A 17,512-nucleotide genomic window follows, 5' to 3' on the forward strand; every position below is an offset into this window, starting at 1 on the left:
GATAAAAATCCGTGATTTTCAGTGTTAACTTGAAATTCACGGATTTGATATTTACTTATATTCTAATTAATTTGAAACGGTATAGAGTGAATAAAAATATCCTTTAGCTGCCATTAACTGATGAAACTTTCCTGTTTCTATAAGTTGGCCATCTTTAAAAACAAGAATCTGATCATATTGCTCTAATAAATGTTGGTCTAATCGGTGGGTCACCACAACTCGCATAAGAGATTTCAGATTTAATAAGGCTTGGGAAATCTGAATCGCAGTTGGATTGTCTAAAGCTGAGGTGGCTTCGTCCACTAAAATGATTTGACCCTTTTTCAATAAACTTCGGGCAATGGCGATTCTTTGTCTTTCACCACCAGACAATTTATTTCCATTCTCTCCACATTTATAATCACGACCTCGTTCAGCCAGAAGTTTATCGAGTCCAGACAATTTAATGACGCGGTCGATTTCAGATTGAGGGAAATCTCTATATAAGGTTACATTTTCAACAATAGTTGCATCAAAAATAAAAACAGTTTGTTGTATTAAAGATATGTAACTGTACAAAGATTGTTTGGACAGCTCTTTAATCTCTATCCCATCCAATTGAACACTGCCTTGGTAATCGTTAAAATTCCCCATCAAACAATTAACTAAGCTTGACTTACCAGACCCAGATCCTCCTACGATCGCATAAGATTTACCTGTTTCAAAATGGAAATTAAAATCAAGCAAAGCTTGTTTACTTCCATCATAACTTAAGGATAGGTGGTTAATCTCAAAACCATCCTCTACTCCATTTCTAAGATATTTTTCTCCGTCTTGGGTATTTGCTTGCAAATAGTTACTTACTTTTTCAACCAAACCTAGGGAGGCTTTGGCTTGACCTAATAATTGAGGAATCTGAGAAATGGGTTGTAGGACAAAATTCATTAAATTAGTAAAAGCCATGACTTTACCAGGCGTCAGTCCTCCGACATCATTTAAGACAAACCAAACCCCAATAACCATAATTCCCATATGAACACTTAAAGAAGCAAGATTACCAATACTTTTAACGATGATAGAGGTTTGTTCCCGGTCTTTTTTTAGGGCTTCTAAGAGGTGGTTTTGCTTTTGATAAACTCTTTCAACTTGGTCTTCCGCTTGGAAAGACTTTACTACTGAGAATCCGTTAAGAATATCTTTACTTGTTGCCACATAGCTTTCATTCTGTTGGGAAACTTTTCTTTCTTTTTCTGTCAGTTGATTTGCTGTGACTAAGGAAATCACTAAAGGGACCACGGATAGACCTAATACAATCAAGGTCAAAGATAAATTATAATAAAACATAAGACCTAGGGCCCCAAAGAATAAGACCAACATCTGAATGATTTCAAAGAATCGTTTAAGAAAATTGGCTTCAATCGCCACCACATCATTCGTTAAGGCTGAGATGTATTTGGCAGTATTCTCACTGGAAAAAGATGCTAAGTTCTTCTTCAATAAGTCATGAAACACCCGATCTTTGTATTGATTCATGGCTTTTTGGATAAACTAGGAAAAGTCCAGTATTCTGTGACTTGAATCAGTAAAACGAAAGCCAAGATACCGCCGTAAAGATAAAGAGTTTGACGAAAGTCTAAAGCTAAAGACCCAGCCATAATATCTGTGATTACTTGGATAAACCAGGAAATAATTAAATTAAGTACAGCATCGGCCATATATACCATTATTTCTAGTCCAGTATTGACTTTATTATGATGGAAAAAAGCTTTGACATAATTTGTTTTATCCATCCTTTTCCCCCCTTAATTGCTGCCAAATTTTCAATAAATCATCTTTAATAGTCTGATGAACCATTAATTCTTCAATGCTTTCTTCCATACCTTTTTCTAATAATTGATCAGCTGGATCGAAGCCCACATAATCTTGGCCAGCTTGGATGAATTTTAGGCCTTCCATGGAGTAATCAGGGGCTTGGTCGAAGGTCCGGGCTAAATCTAATAAGTCTTGCATCGTAGCTTGAGCTTGAGTTGCTTCTTCCATTAAAAGATAAATTTTGGCTTTTTCCAAAAGAAACATGGCCTTAACTCGGCTAAAGAAATTAATCGAGGTCGCCATAAAGCTGTCAATTAAGTCGACATAAATAACGATAATCTCAAGTGCTTTAGTATAATCCTTGATTTGATCACAAGAGTAAAATTCTTGTAGGGCGAACACACTGGTCATAAATCGATCAAAGATAACTAAAAGACTTTTACTTAAATAGTCCAGCCCTTCATCGATATCAGCCTGATTTTTCTGATCCTTTTTAGCCAACAAAAGTCCTATTGTATCTGCTTGACTATCATTGAAATCAATTGTTTTAAGTAAACCAATAGCCTGGTCTACTTGGTCCAAACTAGCCATGGTCCGAGCTAACTGAGCCTTAATCGTATATTCATTAATATGGGGATCGCGGCACTGGTCTATTAAGTTTAAACATTGATTAAATAGGTCAATGGCTTCCTGTAAATATTTCTGATCCTCTTTCATACCAACCAAACGGAAGAGTCCTGCAGAAACATATAGTACTTGAAAATCATTTGGAAACCGTTGCAACATTAAGTGACTGTAGTCGATAGCCCCCTGAAATTCCTGTTTCTTAATTAATTGCTTTATCTCTTTCTCCCAATCCTTGATTGACAGACTCTTTACCTGATACTTAAACAGTACATCCAAAGATATTTGGAAAAACTGGGCAATTTCTAGCAAGGTAGGTAAATCAGGAAGTGTTTGCCCCCGCTCCCACTTTGATACCGCAGAAACGGTCACTCCTAAGGCTTCAGCCAAGGCTTCTTGAGTGAGTCCTTTTTGTTTACGAAAAATTTTAATTTGCGGTCCTACGGCCTGGATATAATTCATCTCCTTAACCCCTTTCACTCTTTTACTATAATCCTTTATACCTGTTAGTAAAAGAGCAAATCGGGAAAGTAAAGCAATAAATTATTATCTTACTAGGAAAGTGTTTAATTCGATATATATAAATTTAAGTTAGATTAAGTTATACCAAAGATGTCTCAGAATTTATGAATAATGAAGCATTTCTAAAAGAGATTATTCAAACTTTGGACCAAAAATCTTCATAACTATAAAGAGATTTTGCCTTCATTCAATTTCTAACCGAATTAAAAATTAATTACGAGCATAAAAAAAATCTACAAACCTCGAATTAACAAGGTTTGTGGATTTTTCTTATCTACCGCGTTCTTTAATTCTGGCAGCTTTACCAGATAATGAACGAATATAGTACAATTTAGCACGTCTAACTTTACCTTTACGTACAAGTTCAATCTTAGCAACACGTGGTGAATGTACTGGGAAAGTACGTTCTACCCCAACGCCAGATGACATCTTACGTACAGTATAAGTTTCGCTAATACCATATCCACGGCGTTTAATGACTAAACCTTCGAAGATTTGGACCCGTTCACGTTCACCTTCAACGATTAAGGCATGAACACGTACAGTATCGCCAGGGCGAAATTCTGGAATGTCAGACCGTAATTGAGAAGCTGATAATTTTTCGATGATTGGATTTTGGCTCATCATCATTCTCCTTCCAACAAAACATTCTTGCATAGTCTTTCTATGTAGCGGAATATCGTTATTCTGGGTTATTAAACCACTATTTCCATTATACATGAATTGAAAGTTAAGTAAAGGATTAAACACAAATATTTCATTTTATTTTATCATAACATTCTTTTCCTAAACTAATTATGTTTACAGTTAGGGATAAGTATACCTGCAAGAGAAAGTAGACAAAGGGCAAGAAGCATTGTCCAAGAATAATTTTCACCTGTATTTGGTAAAGTAGCTACACTCGCAGGTTGAGCTTGAACATTTTCATCTAAGATTATTTGATCATTTTTCTTAGGAGTATCTTCCTCAAGTTTATCTTCCTCAGTCACTGTATCATATCAAAATTTACTATTGGGTTAAATTTCTATAATTTTTTAATAGAATCATTTTTAGTAACTAATTGTTTCAGTTTAAACATGTTTTATAATTAGGCATTATTTTCTATTTGTCGACCTATCCCTATTAATGTGTCAAAATTGTTTATAAATAAAAATAAATAAAATATTTTTATAAAAATAATACTTAATCATTAATTTTATTTATCCAAAAATTACTCTCTTAAATACCTACAAATATAAATCAAGCCAACTGAAGATATTTTATCTCCGACTGGCTTGATTTATAAATTTATATTTTTATCACTATGATTTTTATACTATCTTTACCCATATATTTTTGACTAAACATTTATTATGCCTGATTCTTTTCAAACCTTCTTTGAATAGCACCGAGGAATATATCGGTAATAATCGCCATTAAGGCTGTGGGGATAGCCCCTGCTAAAATAATTGCCCCACCATCTGTCGCATTAGTGCCTCGGATAATAATATCACCCAGGCCACCAGAACCAATAAAGGACCCAATCGCAACAATCCCAATAGCAACAACTAACGCATTCCGAATCCCTGCCATTATCACTGACATAGACAGTGGCAATTCAACTAAACGAAGACGCTGAAATGAGGTCATGCCAATGCCTTTCGATGCATCCATAATATTTGGGTCAAGAGTTTGCATGCCTGTATAAGTATTCTTAATAATCGGTAAGAGCGAATACAAGAATACTGTAATTATAACCGTCCTTGCACCCAACCCGGCTACTAACATAATAATTGACATCATAGCAAGGGAAGGAATAGTTTGAATGACATTAGCTATGCCAATCACCCAATCAGATAATTTATGGTAACGAGCAATCAAAATTCCAAGCGGAATACCAACAATGGCCGCTAACAAAACCCCTTCAATTGAGAGAAGGAAATGACGCATAAATTGTTCAAAAATATATGAACCATTAATCCGATAATAATAAAGGAATTGTTCAAATAGATTCATTTCATTCATATTAATTGTCCTCCCCTCTAAAGTAATTATTGGCTTCTAGAAATTCTTCTGCTACTACAGAAGGTTCTTTTAATAAATGGTCTGCCTCATAATTTAATTCTTGCATTTGTTCCGTTGATATTTTCCCTTCTAAACGTTCTAATAATCCATCTAATTCAGGATAGATATCTAGAATTTCTTGAGTAGCCATCGGAGCGGCATCATAAGGTGGGAAAAATTGCTTATCATCCTCTAACATAACCAAATCATAAGAAGCAATCCGACCATCTGAAGAATAACCTAGGACTAAATCCATTGCCCCTCCGGCCAATGCATTGTAGACTAAACCAATTTGCATGGCGTTGGTATGATCAAAAGCAAATCCATACTCTTCTTTAAAGCCAGGATAACCGTCGCCTTCTCTGACTAACCATTGTGAATCAAAACCGGCTCTTACGGTATCTGAGATTTTCTCTAAATCAGATACGGTTTTTAGGTCATTTTCAGCGGCGAATTCAGGTGTCACTAAGAAAGTATAGGTATTATTAAAGCCATAAGAATCATAATACTTATAATTAAATCGTTCTTTAAAGGCTTTTTGGACATAAGCTAAAGCTTCATTTGGATCTTTAATCGGTGTTTCATTTAGAACTGCCACCATATCAGTACCTGTATACCTGGCTGGAGTAATATCAGCATCCCCATTTCGTACCGCTTGTTGGCTGACCACGGATGTACCCAAATTATTAATCATCTCAACTGGATAATCTGTCTCTTCTTCAATTAGCTTTTGAACCAAAGCTGATAGAATTTGACCTTCCGTTGTACTCAAGCCAGCAATCCGAATCGGATGATTTTGACTGGTCACACCTGGCACACAAGCAGATAGGACAAGCAAGGATAAACACATAAGAAGGATAGTTTTAAATCGTTTCATTCATTAATCCTCCTTTAATCCTGTAGATGGAATGAGTTTGTTTTCTAATTTCCCTAAAATAAAATCAGTCAATAAGGCTAAGAAGGTTACGGGAATTGTACCAGCTAAGATGAAGTCAATTCGGTACAATTCTAAACCATTAAAAATAAAATCACCTAAACCACCCGCTCCGATATATGAAGCCAAAGTAGCCCATGCCACAGCATACACCGCTGATAAACGAATACCAGCCATGATTACAGGCATAGCCATGGGGATTTCAACTTGGGTGATTGATTCCCAATTGGTCATTCCCATTCCCTTTGCCGCATCCTTAATATCGGGTGTCACTTCGTCCACACCAATATAGGTATTTCGTAAAATGGGTAGGAGCGAATAAATAAATAAGGCTACAATGGCCGGAAAGCGGCCAATCCCAATAATAGGAATCATAAGGGCTAAAAGAGCCAAGGTTGGGACAGTTTGAAGGATTGCGGCTAAACCAATCACAAAATTTGCCACTCTTGGAAAACGAGTGAGTAGTATTCCTAAAGGTACTGCTACCAAAACAGCTAAACCCAGGGCGGCAGCCGCAATAATTAAATGTTGTCCCGTTTTAACCAAGAGTTCCATCCCATACTCACTTAAGAAATTAAGCATGGACATCCACCTCATCATTCTCAGAAACTACTTGATTTTGAGCTTGGTTTGCTTTTATGGCTTCCATATCAGCAAATTCATCCCCTTCACCCCAAATTGCATCATAAACAATATCAACTAAAGTAGACCGTGTCACAATGCCTACCAATTTTTTATCCTGATCAACAACTGGAATATAAGATAAGCCCCGCTTAAGAATCCGTGAAATTGAATCACGAACTAGAGTATTTTCCCGAGTGAAGAAAACCTCCCGTTGCATAATATCAGAAATTGATTTAGATTTATCACGAAAATTAGCTTGGATTTCCTGAATATCCACAAAGCCCTTTAAATAGCCCTCGTCATCAGTCACAAGCAAGGTATCTACCCGATTTTCATGCATCATTGCAAGTGCTTGTCGTAAAGACTTACCAGGTGTGATTGATACCGGATTAGGTCGCATAACCTGTCCAACCGTCGTCACATCAGGTTTAGCCTCAATAAGTCGGTCCTCACCGATGAACTCAGCCACAAAATCGTTGGCTGGATGGGTCAGAATTTCTTCAGGGGTACCAACTTGGACAATTTCACCATGGCTCATAATGACAATCCGAGTAGCCAAACTTAGGGCTTCATCCATATCATGAGTTACGAAAACAATGGTCTTACCTAATTTTTCTTGTAATTCCTTGACTAGAGCTTGTAAAGAATCACGTGTAATTGGATCTAATGCACCGAAAGGTTCATCCATTAAAATAATATCTTGGTCAGCTGCTAAAGCCCGTACCACACCAATCCGTTGTTGTTGTCCTCCAGATAATTCCGCTGGATAGCGGTCTAAGTAATCTTCGGGCAATTCAGCTAACTTAATCATTTTTTTGGCAACTTCATTCTTTTTATCCTCATCCCATTTTAAGAGACGAGGAACTAAAGTAATATTTTGACGAATGGTCATATGAGGTAAGAGTCCAATATTTTGAATCACATATCCAATTTCTCGTCTTAATTTTACTGGATCAATATCTTTGATATTTTTCCCATTCACAAAAATTTGGCCTTCCGTTGGTTCTATCATGCGGTTTATCATCCGCATTGAAGTAGTCTTTCCAGAACCTGAAGTACCAATAAAAGCGATAAATTCGCCCTTTTCTATTTTTAAATTAAAATTATCAACAGCTTTTTTGCCGCCTTTATAAATTTTTGAAATATTTTTAAATTCAATCATCTATTTAATTCCCCCGTTCACGAATTATAGTGTAACAAGTATCAAATTTCATAGCAAGAAATACGATCGGATAAAGATTTTATAACTTATTAACTTTACTTATTCACAAATATATGAAAACGTTTTAAATAACTATAAAAATTTTTAAAATAAATAAAGTGAAAATAAAAATGGAACTTCATTGCTAATTCCCTTCAAAATCGAAAGTCAAGTAGCTTAAGAAATTCCACTTTAATCATTGCTTATTTATATATTAAACATCAGTTTGATTATCGGTTAAATAATGAATCTCTGATGGGCTTAATTGTAACTTTTCAATTAAATCTGGTCGTCTTAACAAGGTACGCTTCAAAGCTTCTTGCTTACGCCAAGCCTCAATCTTGCCATGGTTCCCAGATATGAGAATTTCCGGAACTTCATCGCCACGAAAATTTTGCGGCCTAGTATATTGGGGATATTCTAATAGGTTATGTTGGTGGGATTCGTCCACAATCGATTCTGAATTCCCTAAAACCTGAGGCAATAAACGAACGGTAGCATCAATCATAACCATAGCTGGAAGTTCTCCGTTGGTTAAAACATAATCTCCAATAGAAACTTGGTCAGTCACGTAATTTTCAATTCGTGCATCATAACCTTCATAATGACCACATATAAAAATTAAATGTTCTTCTTGGGCCCATTCATGGGCCTTCTTCTGAGTAAAAGGTTGGCCTGACGGATCGACTAAAATCACCCGCGCTTGGTCATGGCCCGGAATAGCTTCCAATTGATTGACTAGAGGTTCAATCCGCAAAAGCATCCCCGCTCCACCCCCATAGGGGGTATCATCCACATGACCATGTTTATTAACCGCATAATCACGGAAATTATGGGTTTCAAAGATTAGGATCTGATCTGTTTGAGCTTTACCCATGATGGAGGAATTCAAAGGGGCAAACATTTCAGGAAATAAGGTCATTACATCAATCTTCATCATCAATTAGCCCTTCCATTAAAGAAATAATTACTTGTCCTTTTTCTAGGTCAACCTCTTTCACCACATCATCAATATAGGGAATTAAAGCATCGGCTTTATTATTCTCATGACGTTTTACGACCCAAACATCATTAGAACCTAATTGTAAGATTTCTTTGATTTTTCCTAATTTTAGTCCTTGGTGCGTCACAACTTCTAAGCCAATAATTTGATGGTGATAATAGACATCGTCTTCTAATTCTTCTTGACTTGAACTATCAATCGCTAGCCAAGAACCTTTAAAGCCCTCCACTTGATTAATATTATCAAATTCTTCAAAAGACAAAATATAAGTTCCTTTAGCCTGACGGGCATCAAGGACCGTCACTTGAGCAAGTACTTGGTCATCCTTTAAGATATATAGTTTGTTTCCACTCGCAAAGCGACTTTCAGGAAAATCAGTATCTGCGATTACTTTAATATGGCCACGAATTCCGTGAGTATTTACAACTCGGCCAATACGGTAATATTCCATCGTATTCCTCCATTCTTTAATCTTTATCTTATACTAAAAGAGTTTAGTAGGCTAGCTAAAACTATAATCTTAAGTTAAAAGAAAGGAAGTTGGACTTTTTCGACCAACCTCCTTAAATTTATTATCACTATATATGAAGCCTAATCTTAAAGATAACAATTACCAAAAGAAATAAATATTATTTATTGCTATGCCTTATTTATATCTTACTTGGAGTCCATAGCTTTTTTAACGGCATCAATGATTGCCTTCTAGTACACCTTCTCTAAAATTTATTGTACATAATATCACTAGATGTAGTTTGATACTTTTTTGAAAACGATGTTAATTTACTCTTATCCTCAAGTTCAGGTTCCTTTAATTATTTTATACAAAAAAGCTATAACTCCTTAAAGTCTGGAGTTATAGCTTTCTGATAATAAATTTAATCTATTAGCTAAATTTATTAAAAGTTTTTATTTTCAGCTTTTTAATCTTCAAATTCTTCTACACTAGAATCTTCTTCATCAACTACAATTCTTGAGCGTTTTTCACCTTTATTGCGGATGGAATAAACAATTGTCCGGATTGAGCGAATAACTCGCCCCTTACGTCCAATTACGCGTCCAATATCCTCAGGGTTCAAAACCAGATGATATTCCATGAATTCGTCCGTTTCTTCTTTTTCAATCGAAAAATCAGACGGAAATTCAATCAAAGGAGTCACCATTGTAGTGATTAAATCTTCGATATTTGGCATGAAATCATTCCTTTATAAAAGACTTGGGAAATTATTTAGCGTATTTTGAATCATGGAATTTTTGCATAATTCCTTGTTTTGAGAACAAGTTACGCACGGTATCAGATGGTTGAGCACCATTAGCTAACCATTTTAAGGCTAACTCTTCATCAATTTTTAATTCTTTATCTGCGGATACTGGATTATAAGTACCGATTTGTTCGATAATACGTCCATCACGTGGAGAACGAGAATCTGCAACTACCAAACGGTAGAAAGGTCTTCTTTTAGAACCCATCCGTTTCATACGAATTTTAACTGCCATGTAAGTCACCTCCATTGTTTTACTATCACGATTACATACTATAACAGACTTTTTTTAACCTGTAAAGGTTTTTTACTTTACAGATTAAACTTTTTTTAAAAAGGATTATAAAACCGACCCTGATTAATGAAGAATAAAGCTATTCCTATTATAGAAAGGATCGTAACAAAACTTATTGCTAATAAATCTCCCTTAGAAAAGGGGCGATAAGAATACCAGGTCCGCTTATTCCCCTTGCCGAACCGTCTTAATTCCATTGACTGAGAAATCATCTCAATCCGATCTAAGGAATTGAATATTAGGGGCATAATAATTTTGGCTGAGTGCTTTAGGCGTTGCAGCAATGGAGCTTTACGACTCATGTCAATCCCTTTGGCTTGTTGCGCTTGCCGAATGGCATCAAAATCTGCCTGAATATCCGGAATATAGCGTAAGGCTAAGGCAATGGCATAAGAAATCCGATAAGAAACCCCAATATGATTAAAGGAAGCGGCTAATTCCGAAGGATGCGTGGTTAGAATAAAAATAAACGCCAAGGGAATCGTCGAGAAATACTTCAACAAAATATTTAACTCATAGAAAAGCTGCTCCTTAGTTAACCAGTATGGACCCACCAGATGGCTGATAACTGTTCGATGATGGTAAATTTTCACACCTTCTTCCGGTGAAAAGACAAAAATCATCAATAAATTAATCACAGCAAAGACTAAAATAAAATAAGTAGGATATTTAATTTCCTGCCACCGGATTTTACTGATTTTTAAGACAATTAGCGCAAAGACGCCCGAAATAAAAAGAAAACGGGTGTCGTAAGAAACCATACAAATAATGGATAGGACTAGAAAACAAATTAATTTGGTAGTTCCACTTAATCGGTGAATTGGAGATGACTTCTCTTGGTAACCTAAGTAATTACTAGCCATGGTCCAATCCCCTTTCGTAAGCGATAAAACTATCGATAAATTTTTGGGCCGATAAATGAGGTAAGTCTTGTCCTAAAAGATATAAACTGGTTGGGACAAGGTGAGCTTGGTCCAATAAAGCCGGTTGATTAAATAAATCAGATGGTACAAGGTCTGCAACTAAATGTCCCTGGTCAAAAACAAGACATCGTTGAGCATATTCTTGAATTAAATGCATATCATGAGAAATCATGATAATAGTAATGCCATGGTCTTGATTTAATTCTTGTAAGAAAGCCATCATTTTTGTCTGAGTCCGATAATCTTGTCCTGCAGTTGGCTCATCTAAAATAATCACTTGAGGATTTAATGCCAAGATAGAAGCAATGGTCACCCGCCGTTTTTGACCATAGGAAAGAGCCGAAATCGGCCAGTTCCTAAACGGAAATAAACCACAAATATCAAGAACTTGATTTACTCGAGTTTCAATCTTATCGGGCGACCAACCCCGATAAACCAAACCTAGACCCACCTCATCTTTAATAAAGTGGTTGGAAATCATTTGATTTGGATTTTGTAGCACAAAACCGATTGAATCTGCAATTTCTTTGATGGACCAAGCTTTTAAATCCTGATTACCTAACATAATTTGACCTGATTGGGGCCGCAGGAAACCACAGATTAACTTAGCTAAAGTAGATTTCCCCGCACCATTGGTCCCAACAATCCCAACCATTTGACCCTTCTTAATCTTAAAGCTAATATCTTCTAATTGTTTTTCTGTACGATCCTTATAAGCAAAAGAAAGTTGATTAATCGTCAAGATATCCTCAGCGTCTTGCTTTAATTGATTATGCTCCAAAGCCATCAACCAGTCTTCCACAGATTCTAAAATTTGATCTGGTAACTTAATTGCCTGATAATCCCCTAAATAAGGAATCGTCGGTAAATTAACCTGAGCATATTCTAAAGCTTTTAGATATAAGGGTTTCCGTAGTCCCACTTGATCAAGTAAATCGCTATGGAGTAAATCATTCATAGAACCATTAAAAGCCAAACGTCCTTGGTCAATGACCAAAACTCGATCAATATCAGCTACCAAGCATTCTTCTAAGCGGTGTTCGATAATTAAACTAGTCAGCCCATGTTTATGGCTAATTTGATTAATTAATTCCATTGTTTCCCTACCGGTTTTAGGATCAAGATTTGCCAAAGGTTCATCAAAGAGTAAAATCGGCACTTGATTAATTAATACACCAGCTAAGGACACCCGTTGTTTTTGCCCACCGGACAAGTCATGGGGTGCTAAATTCAATAATTTTTCTAAGCCCAAATCTTTAGCCCAATTTGTGACTCTAGCTTTCATCTCTCCTTGATTCACTTGATCGTTCTCCAAAGAAAAGGCCATATCTTCTGCCACCGTTAGGCCGACAAATTGATGGTCGGTATCTTGTAGAACTGAACCTACTTCTAAGGACAAATCAAAAATAGAGGCATTCTTAATGGAATGCCCTTGGATCCGAATATCACCTTCCATGGTTCCTGGAAAGGTATTAGGGATTTGACCATTTAAACATTGTCCCAAGGTTGATTTGCCCGAGCCCGAAGGCCCTAGGATAATGACCTTCTCTCCCGGATAAATGGCAAAGTTCAAATTATAAAGGGTAGGTTTAGCTTGAGCATCATATTTAAAGGAAAAATTATCAAATTCAATCACTGGAAGTGCGGTTGGTCTTGCCTCCATAAGGGACTATTCCTTATCTAGTGAACCAGAAGAAACCCGGGTTTTAGCATAAGCAGCTAACAATATACTTCCGAGGACCCCTGTGGCAATTAAATTAGCAAGTCCAGATACAATTCCTTGGGTAAAAACCTTATTGGCAGGTTCAGAATAGACAAGGATATCTAATACGGGTGCTGCTAATGCCCAAGTCACTAAATTTACGATGGCTTGGCCTATATTAAATTTTATTATATCGGTTTTATTGAATTGACCTTGGTTAATCTTCAATTTACGACTAACTAAACCAAAGCCTAAACCAGCTAAACCAGAACAGATAATCCATGACCACCAAGGACCAAACGTAAGGAAGTCTTTAATAGTATGGCCAATAAAGCCCACAAAAAAGCCAACAATTGGTCCATAAATCGCTGAAATTAAAGCCAAAAATGGATAAGTTGTTTCAATATTTGTGTTAGGTATACCGGTTGGGATTGATAAGAAACGACCTAAAATAAAAAATACAGCTGCACCAATTCCAATTGCAACAATTGAAGTTAATGAGAATTTTGAATTATTATTTGAATTTTGCATAATTTAAGCTCCTTTTACTTTTTTACATGAATAGTCCATTGATTACCCGTACCAATTTTATATCCTAAAGCGAAGTTACCTTGATTAATTCCCAGGGCTAGACGGATTAAAGAATTAACATAAGCAATCGGTCTACCAATTGCGACTGCAGCAAAAGATCGTCCAAATAGAACTTGTTCCCGGTAACGCTCTTGACCATGTTCTTTAATGACTATTTCTAAATAATCTCCTTGATGGATATTATTTGCTTGTAGTGTTTCTAAGGGGATATTGGTCCACAGAGAACCAAAACGGATATCTAAAATATCAATGGTACCCTGGATACCCTCTTCACTCACTACAGGATCAACTAGATCCAAATAAGTTAACTCACTCAAATCTAATTGATTTGGTAAACTTTCAAAAAAAGCATTATCTTGAGCGAGTAAGGCACCATTATAGACATATACATCTCGACCATGAAAAGTATGTGAGTCTTGGGAATGTGGCAAGCGGTTAACTGCCTCATCAATTTGACGTACTTGGTCAAGGCCCACATATTTTGCAATATGAGATAAGGTCCCATTGTCTGGGGTCACGACATAATGACCTGATTTAGTTTTAGCCATGATTGATTTACGTTGTGACCCAACACCTGGGTCAACCACTGATACAAAAACACTCCCTTTAGGCCAATAAGTCAAGGCCTGAAACAAACGATAAGAGCCTTGAAAAATATTATACGGTTCAATCCCATGAGTTAGATCATGAATCGTAATTTCAGGGGCCGTAAAATATGCCACCCCATACATGGCTGCTACCGCACCATCGTCTAATCCAAAGTCAGACTGAAGCACCAAAAATTTTTTCATGCTTGCATCCCTTTCTTTCTTATTATTACTCCCTTATTCTACCTTATAGCTAGGCTTAATCCTATGCTTTTTTGATAGATTTTAATGAAATTTTAAGAATTATTCGGACTTTAATGTATTACATTGTCATAAAAATCAAATGAATAGTATAGGGACTGGCCCTACATTGGAACAGTCCCTTCATTATTTTATCTTTTTTTCTTTTTCTTCAACATCCTCCGTAATTTCTTTTCTTCTTTTTGTTTAGCCGCTTGTTCTGGCGTCATCATTGGACCCATATCAGGGAAGCCTCCACCAATCCCCCCTGCTTGTCCTCCTTGCATCCGCTTCATCATCTTATTCATACCTGACATCTTACCATTAGACATTTGACTCATCACTTGGCGGGTTTGATTAAATTGTTTGATTAGTTGATTAACCGCTTGAAGGTCTAAGCCACACCCCTTAGCAATCCGTCGCCGTCGACTTTGGGAAATTTCATCAGGATTTTCCCGTTCATAGGGCGTCATTGATTGGACAATGGCCTTAACCCGTAACATTTCTTTTTCAGAAACATCAAACTCGTCAAGTCCAGGGATTTTATTCATACCTGGAATCATCTTGATAATATCTTTAATTGATCCCATTTTATTCACTTGGTCCATTTGGGCCACAAAGTCATTAAAATCAAAGGAAGCATCTTTGATCTTGCCAGCCATTTTCTCAGCTTCAGCTTCATCAAAGTCCTTTTGGGCTTTTTCAATCAAGGTCATCATATCGCCCATACCCAGAATCCGACTTGACATCCGGTCTGGATAAAATGGTTCAAGGGCGTCTAATTTTTCACCTTGTCCAGTAAACTTAATCGGTTTATCAATAATAGACCGGATAGATAAGGCTGCCCCACCCCGGGTATCACCATCTAATTTAGTAATAACTACACCCGTAATGTCCAAGGCTTCGTTAAAGGCATCAGCCACATTCACCGCATCTTGCCCTGTCATCGCATCAACCGTTAAAAGAATTTCATCTGGATTGACAGCTGCTTTAATATTACGTAATTCATCCATCAATTCTTCATTTACATGAAGACGACCGGCCGTATCAATAATAACAACTTGATTGCCATTTAGTTTTGCTTGGTCAAGCGCACGTTTGGCAATCTCGACTGGGCTGACTTGGGTTCCTTCATCATAGACTTCAAAACCTAACTGCTGACCAATAGTCTTTAATTGGTCAACCGCTGCCGGCCGGTAAACGTCCCCAGCCACAAGGAGAGGTTTCTTCTTGCCTAGCTCTTCAGTAATATATTTAGCTAATTTACCGACTGTAGTGGTTTTACCAGCCCCTTGAAGCCCAACCATCATCATAACGGTTGGTGGTTGACTTGCCATATTTAAGGGTTCACGTTCGCCCCCCATAAGGTCAGTCAATTCCTCATCAACAATTTTAACCACTTGTTGAGCAGGTGATAAAGATTTTAATACATCAGAGCCTAGGGCTCTTTCATTGACTTGCTTTACGAATTTTTTAACTACTTTGAAATTTACGTCAGCTTCTAATAAAGCTAAACGAATTTCCCGCATCATTTGTCTTAAATCTGCTTCTGAAATTTTCCCACCCTTACCAACGGATGAGATTGCACCTTGCAGGCGTTCGGATAGTCCTTCAAATGCCATAAATACGCTCCTTTATCTTACGAAATACGATCATTATCTAGGTCCAGTATGGCCTCAATAATAGATTGGTTGTCTTCATTTAACAATTGATTTAAAAGTTCTTGCCGTAACTGTCTTTTCTGATGAATCTTTAGTTGCTCCTCATAATCACTTAAGGCGGACTCGCCCCGTTTTAGACTATCCCTCACAGCTTGGCGGCTAATTCCATAATGTTCTGCAATTTCTGATAAGGAATAATCTTCCTCATAATAAAGAGCTAACATCTGGGCCTGCTTCTGAGTTAATAAAGATTTATAAATATCAAAAAGTTCAGTTAACCAGATTGTCTTCTCGATGGACATTAGCTCAACTCCTAGGAACTTAATTTCTTTTGTTAAAAAAGATAGGTCTTATATAGTGTACCATTTACCAAGGCCTACAACAATATTAAGCTAGTACTTATTCTATTTATAAAAACTTCCAAACAAAAAACCTCAAAAGCAGGATAGAAGTTGCTTTTAAGGCTAAACGATTCGGGTAAACCCTGAATCAGTTTTATTTTTTTTCGATGACTCCTTTAACGAGGTTAAACATATATTCTTCTGCATTAAATGGTTGCAAGTCATTAGCACCTTCACCTAATCCGATAAATTTAACGGGAATATCCAACTCATAACGAATGGAAAGAATGACGCCCCCTTTGGCTGTACCATCTAGTTTAGTAAGGACTAGGCCCGTAATTTCGGTGGCTTCATTGAATTGTTTGGCTTGGATTAAGGCATTTTGACCAGTCGTTGCATCAAGGACCAAGAGAACTTCTTGAACCCCATTTGGATTTTCTCGCTCAATAATTCGTTTAATCTTGGCCAGTTCTTGCATCAGATTTGCTTTGGTTTGCAGACGTCCTGCAGTGTCAACTAGTAAATAATCATAATTTCCTTCTTTGGCAGCTTTCACTGCATCAAAGACCACCGAAGCGGGGTCACCTTGGTCAATCCCAGTCACGACCGGAATATCTAACCGTTGCCCCCACACACTCAGCTGTTCCACTGCACCAGCTCTAAAGGTATCTGCTGCCGCCATAATTACTTTTTTGCCGGATTCCTTTAATTGATAGCCAATCTTGCCAACAGAGGTGGTTTTACCTACCCCATTAACCCCCACAAAAAGAATCACGGTTGGGCCATCGGGATTTTCATTTAAAATGACATTTTCATGCTCATGGTCTTCATAGACCTTAACCATGGTTTCTATCATAACCCGTTTAACATCTTCACCTTTATATACATTCTGAGCTTCAATTTCATCTCGAATCGCATCGGTTAAAGCGATGGTCATATTAAAGCCAACATCAGCTGAAATCAAGGTTTCTTCAAGGTCTTCATAGAATTCCTCATCCAACTCTCTAAAACCAGTAAATAAATCAGCTATCCGGTCTGAAAAATTTTTGCGAGTCTTTTCCATCCCTTTGTCATATTTCTCTAAAACAACTTCTTCTTGTTTACTTTCTTCTTTGACAATTGGATCTTCCCCAGTAAAGGCGCGTTTAATACGATCAAATAATCCCATTGA

20 protein-coding genes are annotated in these 17,512 nt (G+C 36.9%); all 20 read right to left on the reverse strand.

The window, feature by feature from the left end; genetic code table 11:
- Positions 1–66: 66 nt before the first annotated feature.
- The 20 genes from G396_RS09720 to ftsY all read right to left on the reverse strand — a co-directional run bounded on the left by G396_RS09720 (position 67) and on the right by ftsY (position 17,509).
- Positions 67–1,512 carry an ABC transporter ATP-binding protein gene (locus G396_RS09720; RefSeq protein ID WP_248623889.1) on the reverse strand — a complete coding sequence of 482 codons (1,446 nt, stop codon included), beginning with the start codon at positions 1,510–1,512 and terminating at the stop codon, positions 67–69.
- Positions 1,509–1,769: a hypothetical protein gene (locus G396_RS11745; protein WP_248623890.1), complete on the reverse strand. Its 261-nt coding sequence runs from the start codon at positions 1,767–1,769 to the stop codon at positions 1,509–1,511. Before G396_RS11745 ends, G396_RS09720 begins: the two co-directional genes overlap by 4 nt.
- Positions 1,762–2,877: a helix-turn-helix domain-containing protein gene (locus G396_RS10815; RefSeq protein WP_051221005.1), complete on the reverse strand. Its 1,116-nt coding sequence runs from the start codon at positions 2,875–2,877 to the stop codon at positions 1,762–1,764. The genes G396_RS11745 and G396_RS10815 overlap by 8 nt, the downstream gene beginning before the upstream one ends.
- Positions 2,878–3,207: 330 nt before the next feature.
- On the reverse strand, positions 3,208–3,561 hold the full coding sequence (gene rplS / locus G396_RS0100265) for a 50S ribosomal protein L19 (RefSeq protein ID WP_006418246.1): 354 nt from the start codon (positions 3,559–3,561) through the stop codon (positions 3,208–3,210).
- A gap of 167 nt (positions 3,562–3,728) precedes the next feature.
- Positions 3,729–3,926, reverse strand: coding sequence for an LPXTG cell wall anchor domain-containing protein (locus tag G396_RS0100270; RefSeq protein ID WP_028124667.1), 198 nt, complete (start codon positions 3,924–3,926; stop codon positions 3,729–3,731).
- A 361-nt stretch (positions 3,927–4,287) separates the two neighbouring features.
- The gene (locus G396_RS0100275) at positions 4,288–4,941 is read right to left on the reverse strand and encodes an ABC transporter permease (protein WP_028124668.1); all 654 of its coding nucleotides are present in this window, start codon (positions 4,939–4,941) and stop codon (positions 4,288–4,290) included.
- A gap of 1 nt (position 4,942) precedes the next feature.
- Entirely contained in the window at positions 4,943–5,857 is a 915-nt protein-coding gene (locus tag G396_RS0100280) for an osmoprotectant ABC transporter substrate-binding protein (protein ID WP_028124669.1), read from the reverse strand.
- A 3-nt stretch (positions 5,858–5,860) separates the two neighbouring features.
- Complete coding sequence (locus tag G396_RS0100285; protein WP_028124670.1) at positions 5,861–6,496, reverse strand: ABC transporter permease; 636 nt, start codon at positions 6,494–6,496, stop codon at positions 5,861–5,863.
- Positions 6,489–7,700 carry a betaine/proline/choline family ABC transporter ATP-binding protein gene (locus tag G396_RS0100290; RefSeq protein ID WP_028124671.1) on the reverse strand — a complete coding sequence of 404 codons (1,212 nt, stop codon included), beginning with the start codon at positions 7,698–7,700 and terminating at the stop codon, positions 6,489–6,491. The genes G396_RS0100285 and G396_RS0100290 overlap by 8 nt, the downstream gene beginning before the upstream one ends.
- A 253-nt stretch (positions 7,701–7,953) precedes the next feature.
- On the reverse strand, positions 7,954–8,676 hold the full coding sequence (gene trmD, locus G396_RS0100295; RefSeq protein WP_028124672.1) for a tRNA (guanosine(37)-N1)-methyltransferase TrmD: 723 nt from the start codon (positions 8,674–8,676) through the stop codon (positions 7,954–7,956).
- Positions 8,666–9,193, reverse strand: a complete 528-nt coding sequence (gene rimM, locus G396_RS0100300; protein ID WP_028124673.1) for a ribosome maturation factor RimM — start codon at positions 9,191–9,193, stop codon at positions 8,666–8,668. Before rimM ends, trmD begins: the two co-directional genes overlap by 11 nt.
- Before the next feature lie 469 nt (positions 9,194–9,662).
- Positions 9,663–9,932: a KH domain-containing protein gene (locus G396_RS0100305; RefSeq protein WP_028124674.1), complete on the reverse strand. Its 270-nt coding sequence runs from the start codon at positions 9,930–9,932 to the stop codon at positions 9,663–9,665.
- Positions 9,933–9,963: 31 nt separating this feature from the next.
- Positions 9,964–10,236: a 30S ribosomal protein S16 gene (gene rpsP, locus G396_RS0100310; RefSeq protein ID WP_006418336.1), complete on the reverse strand. Its 273-nt coding sequence runs from the start codon at positions 10,234–10,236 to the stop codon at positions 9,964–9,966.
- Positions 10,237–10,331: 95 nt separating this feature from the next.
- Positions 10,332–11,159 (reverse strand): energy-coupling factor transporter transmembrane component T family protein, encoded by an 828-nt coding sequence (locus G396_RS0100315; RefSeq protein WP_028124675.1) that lies wholly within the window; start codon positions 11,157–11,159, stop codon positions 10,332–10,334.
- Positions 11,152–12,882 (reverse strand): ABC transporter ATP-binding protein, encoded by a 1,731-nt coding sequence (locus G396_RS0100320; RefSeq protein ID WP_028124676.1) that lies wholly within the window; start codon positions 12,880–12,882, stop codon positions 11,152–11,154. Before G396_RS0100320 ends, G396_RS0100315 begins: the two co-directional genes overlap by 8 nt.
- Positions 12,883–12,888: 6 nt before the next feature.
- On the reverse strand, positions 12,889–13,452 hold the full coding sequence (locus tag G396_RS0100325; protein WP_028124677.1) for an ECF-type riboflavin transporter substrate-binding protein: 564 nt from the start codon (positions 13,450–13,452) through the stop codon (positions 12,889–12,891).
- A 14-nt stretch (positions 13,453–13,466) separates the two neighbouring features.
- On the reverse strand, positions 13,467–14,303 hold the full coding sequence (locus G396_RS0100330; RefSeq protein WP_028124678.1) for an SAM hydrolase/SAM-dependent halogenase family protein: 837 nt from the start codon (positions 14,301–14,303) through the stop codon (positions 13,467–13,469).
- Between the two features lie 188 nt (positions 14,304–14,491).
- Positions 14,492–15,961: a signal recognition particle protein gene (ffh, locus tag G396_RS0100335; protein ID WP_006418494.1), complete on the reverse strand. Its 1,470-nt coding sequence runs from the start codon at positions 15,959–15,961 to the stop codon at positions 14,492–14,494.
- A gap of 17 nt (positions 15,962–15,978) precedes the next feature.
- Positions 15,979–16,302, reverse strand: a complete 324-nt coding sequence (ylxM, locus tag G396_RS0100340) for a YlxM family DNA-binding protein (protein ID WP_028124679.1) — start codon at positions 16,300–16,302, stop codon at positions 15,979–15,981.
- Between the two features lie 193 nt (positions 16,303–16,495).
- Positions 16,496–17,509 (reverse strand): signal recognition particle-docking protein FtsY, encoded by a 1,014-nt coding sequence (gene ftsY, locus G396_RS0100345; protein ID WP_028124680.1) that lies wholly within the window; start codon positions 17,507–17,509, stop codon positions 16,496–16,498.
- Positions 17,510–17,512 lie beyond the last annotated feature (3 nt).

The organism is Eremococcus coleocola DSM 15696 (genome assembly GCF_000428865.1).
Taxonomy (GTDB): Bacteria; Bacillota; Bacilli; order Lactobacillales; family Aerococcaceae; genus Eremococcus; species Eremococcus coleocola.

Excerpts from the sequence above, each read along its gene's own strand:
- G396_RS10815 (WP_051221005.1), bottom strand. The coding sequence starts at position 2,877 with ATGAATTATATCCAGGCCGTAGGACCGCAAATTAAAATTTTTCGTAAA.
- G396_RS0100330 (WP_028124678.1), bottom strand. The coding sequence starts at position 14,303 with ATGAAAAAATTTTTGGTGCTTCAGTCTGACTTTGGATTAGACGATGGT.
- trmD (WP_028124672.1), bottom strand. The coding sequence starts at position 8,676 with ATGAAGATTGATGTAATGACCTTATTTCCTGAAATGTTTGCCCCTTTG.
- G396_RS0100290 (WP_028124671.1), bottom strand. The coding sequence starts at position 7,700 with ATGATTGAATTTAAAAATATTTCAAAAATTTATAAAGGCGGCAAAAAA.
- G396_RS0100305 (WP_028124674.1), bottom strand. The coding sequence starts at position 9,932 with ATGCCAAATATCGAAGATTTAATCACTACAATGGTGACTCCTTTGATT.
- rplS (WP_006418246.1), bottom strand. The coding sequence starts at position 3,561 with ATGAGCCAAAATCCAATCATCGAAAAATTATCAGCTTCTCAATTACGG.
- G396_RS0100320 (WP_028124676.1), bottom strand. The coding sequence starts at position 12,882 with ATGGAGGCAAGACCAACCGCACTTCCAGTGATTGAATTTGATAATTTT.
- ylxM (WP_028124679.1), bottom strand. The coding sequence starts at position 16,302 with ATGTCCATCGAGAAGACAATCTGGTTAACTGAACTTTTTGATATTTAT.
- G396_RS0100315 (WP_028124675.1), bottom strand. The coding sequence starts at position 11,159 with ATGGCTAGTAATTACTTAGGTTACCAAGAGAAGTCATCTCCAATTCAC.
- G396_RS0100325 (WP_028124677.1), bottom strand. The coding sequence starts at position 13,452 with ATGCAAAATTCAAATAATAATTCAAAATTCTCATTAACTTCAATTGTT.
- rpsP (WP_006418336.1), bottom strand. The coding sequence starts at position 10,236 with ATGGCAGTTAAAATTCGTATGAAACGGATGGGTTCTAAAAGAAGACCT.
- G396_RS11745 (WP_248623890.1), bottom strand. The coding sequence starts at position 1,769 with ATGGATAAAACAAATTATGTCAAAGCTTTTTTCCATCATAATAAAGTC.
- rimM (WP_028124673.1), bottom strand. The coding sequence starts at position 9,193 with ATGGAATATTACCGTATTGGCCGAGTTGTAAATACTCACGGAATTCGT.
- G396_RS0100275 (WP_028124668.1), bottom strand. The coding sequence starts at position 4,941 with ATGAATGAAATGAATCTATTTGAACAATTCCTTTATTATTATCGGATT.
- G396_RS0100280 (WP_028124669.1), bottom strand. The coding sequence starts at position 5,857 with ATGAAACGATTTAAAACTATCCTTCTTATGTGTTTATCCTTGCTTGTC.
- G396_RS09720 (WP_248623889.1), bottom strand. The coding sequence starts at position 1,512 with ATGAATCAATACAAAGATCGGGTGTTTCATGACTTATTGAAGAAGAAC.
- ffh (WP_006418494.1), bottom strand. The coding sequence starts at position 15,961 with ATGGCATTTGAAGGACTATCCGAACGCCTGCAAGGTGCAATCTCATCC.
- G396_RS0100285 (WP_028124670.1), bottom strand. The coding sequence starts at position 6,496 with ATGCTTAATTTCTTAAGTGAGTATGGGATGGAACTCTTGGTTAAAACG.
- ftsY (WP_028124680.1), bottom strand. The coding sequence starts at position 17,509 with ATGGGATTATTTGATCGTATTAAACGCGCCTTTACTGGGGAAGATCCA.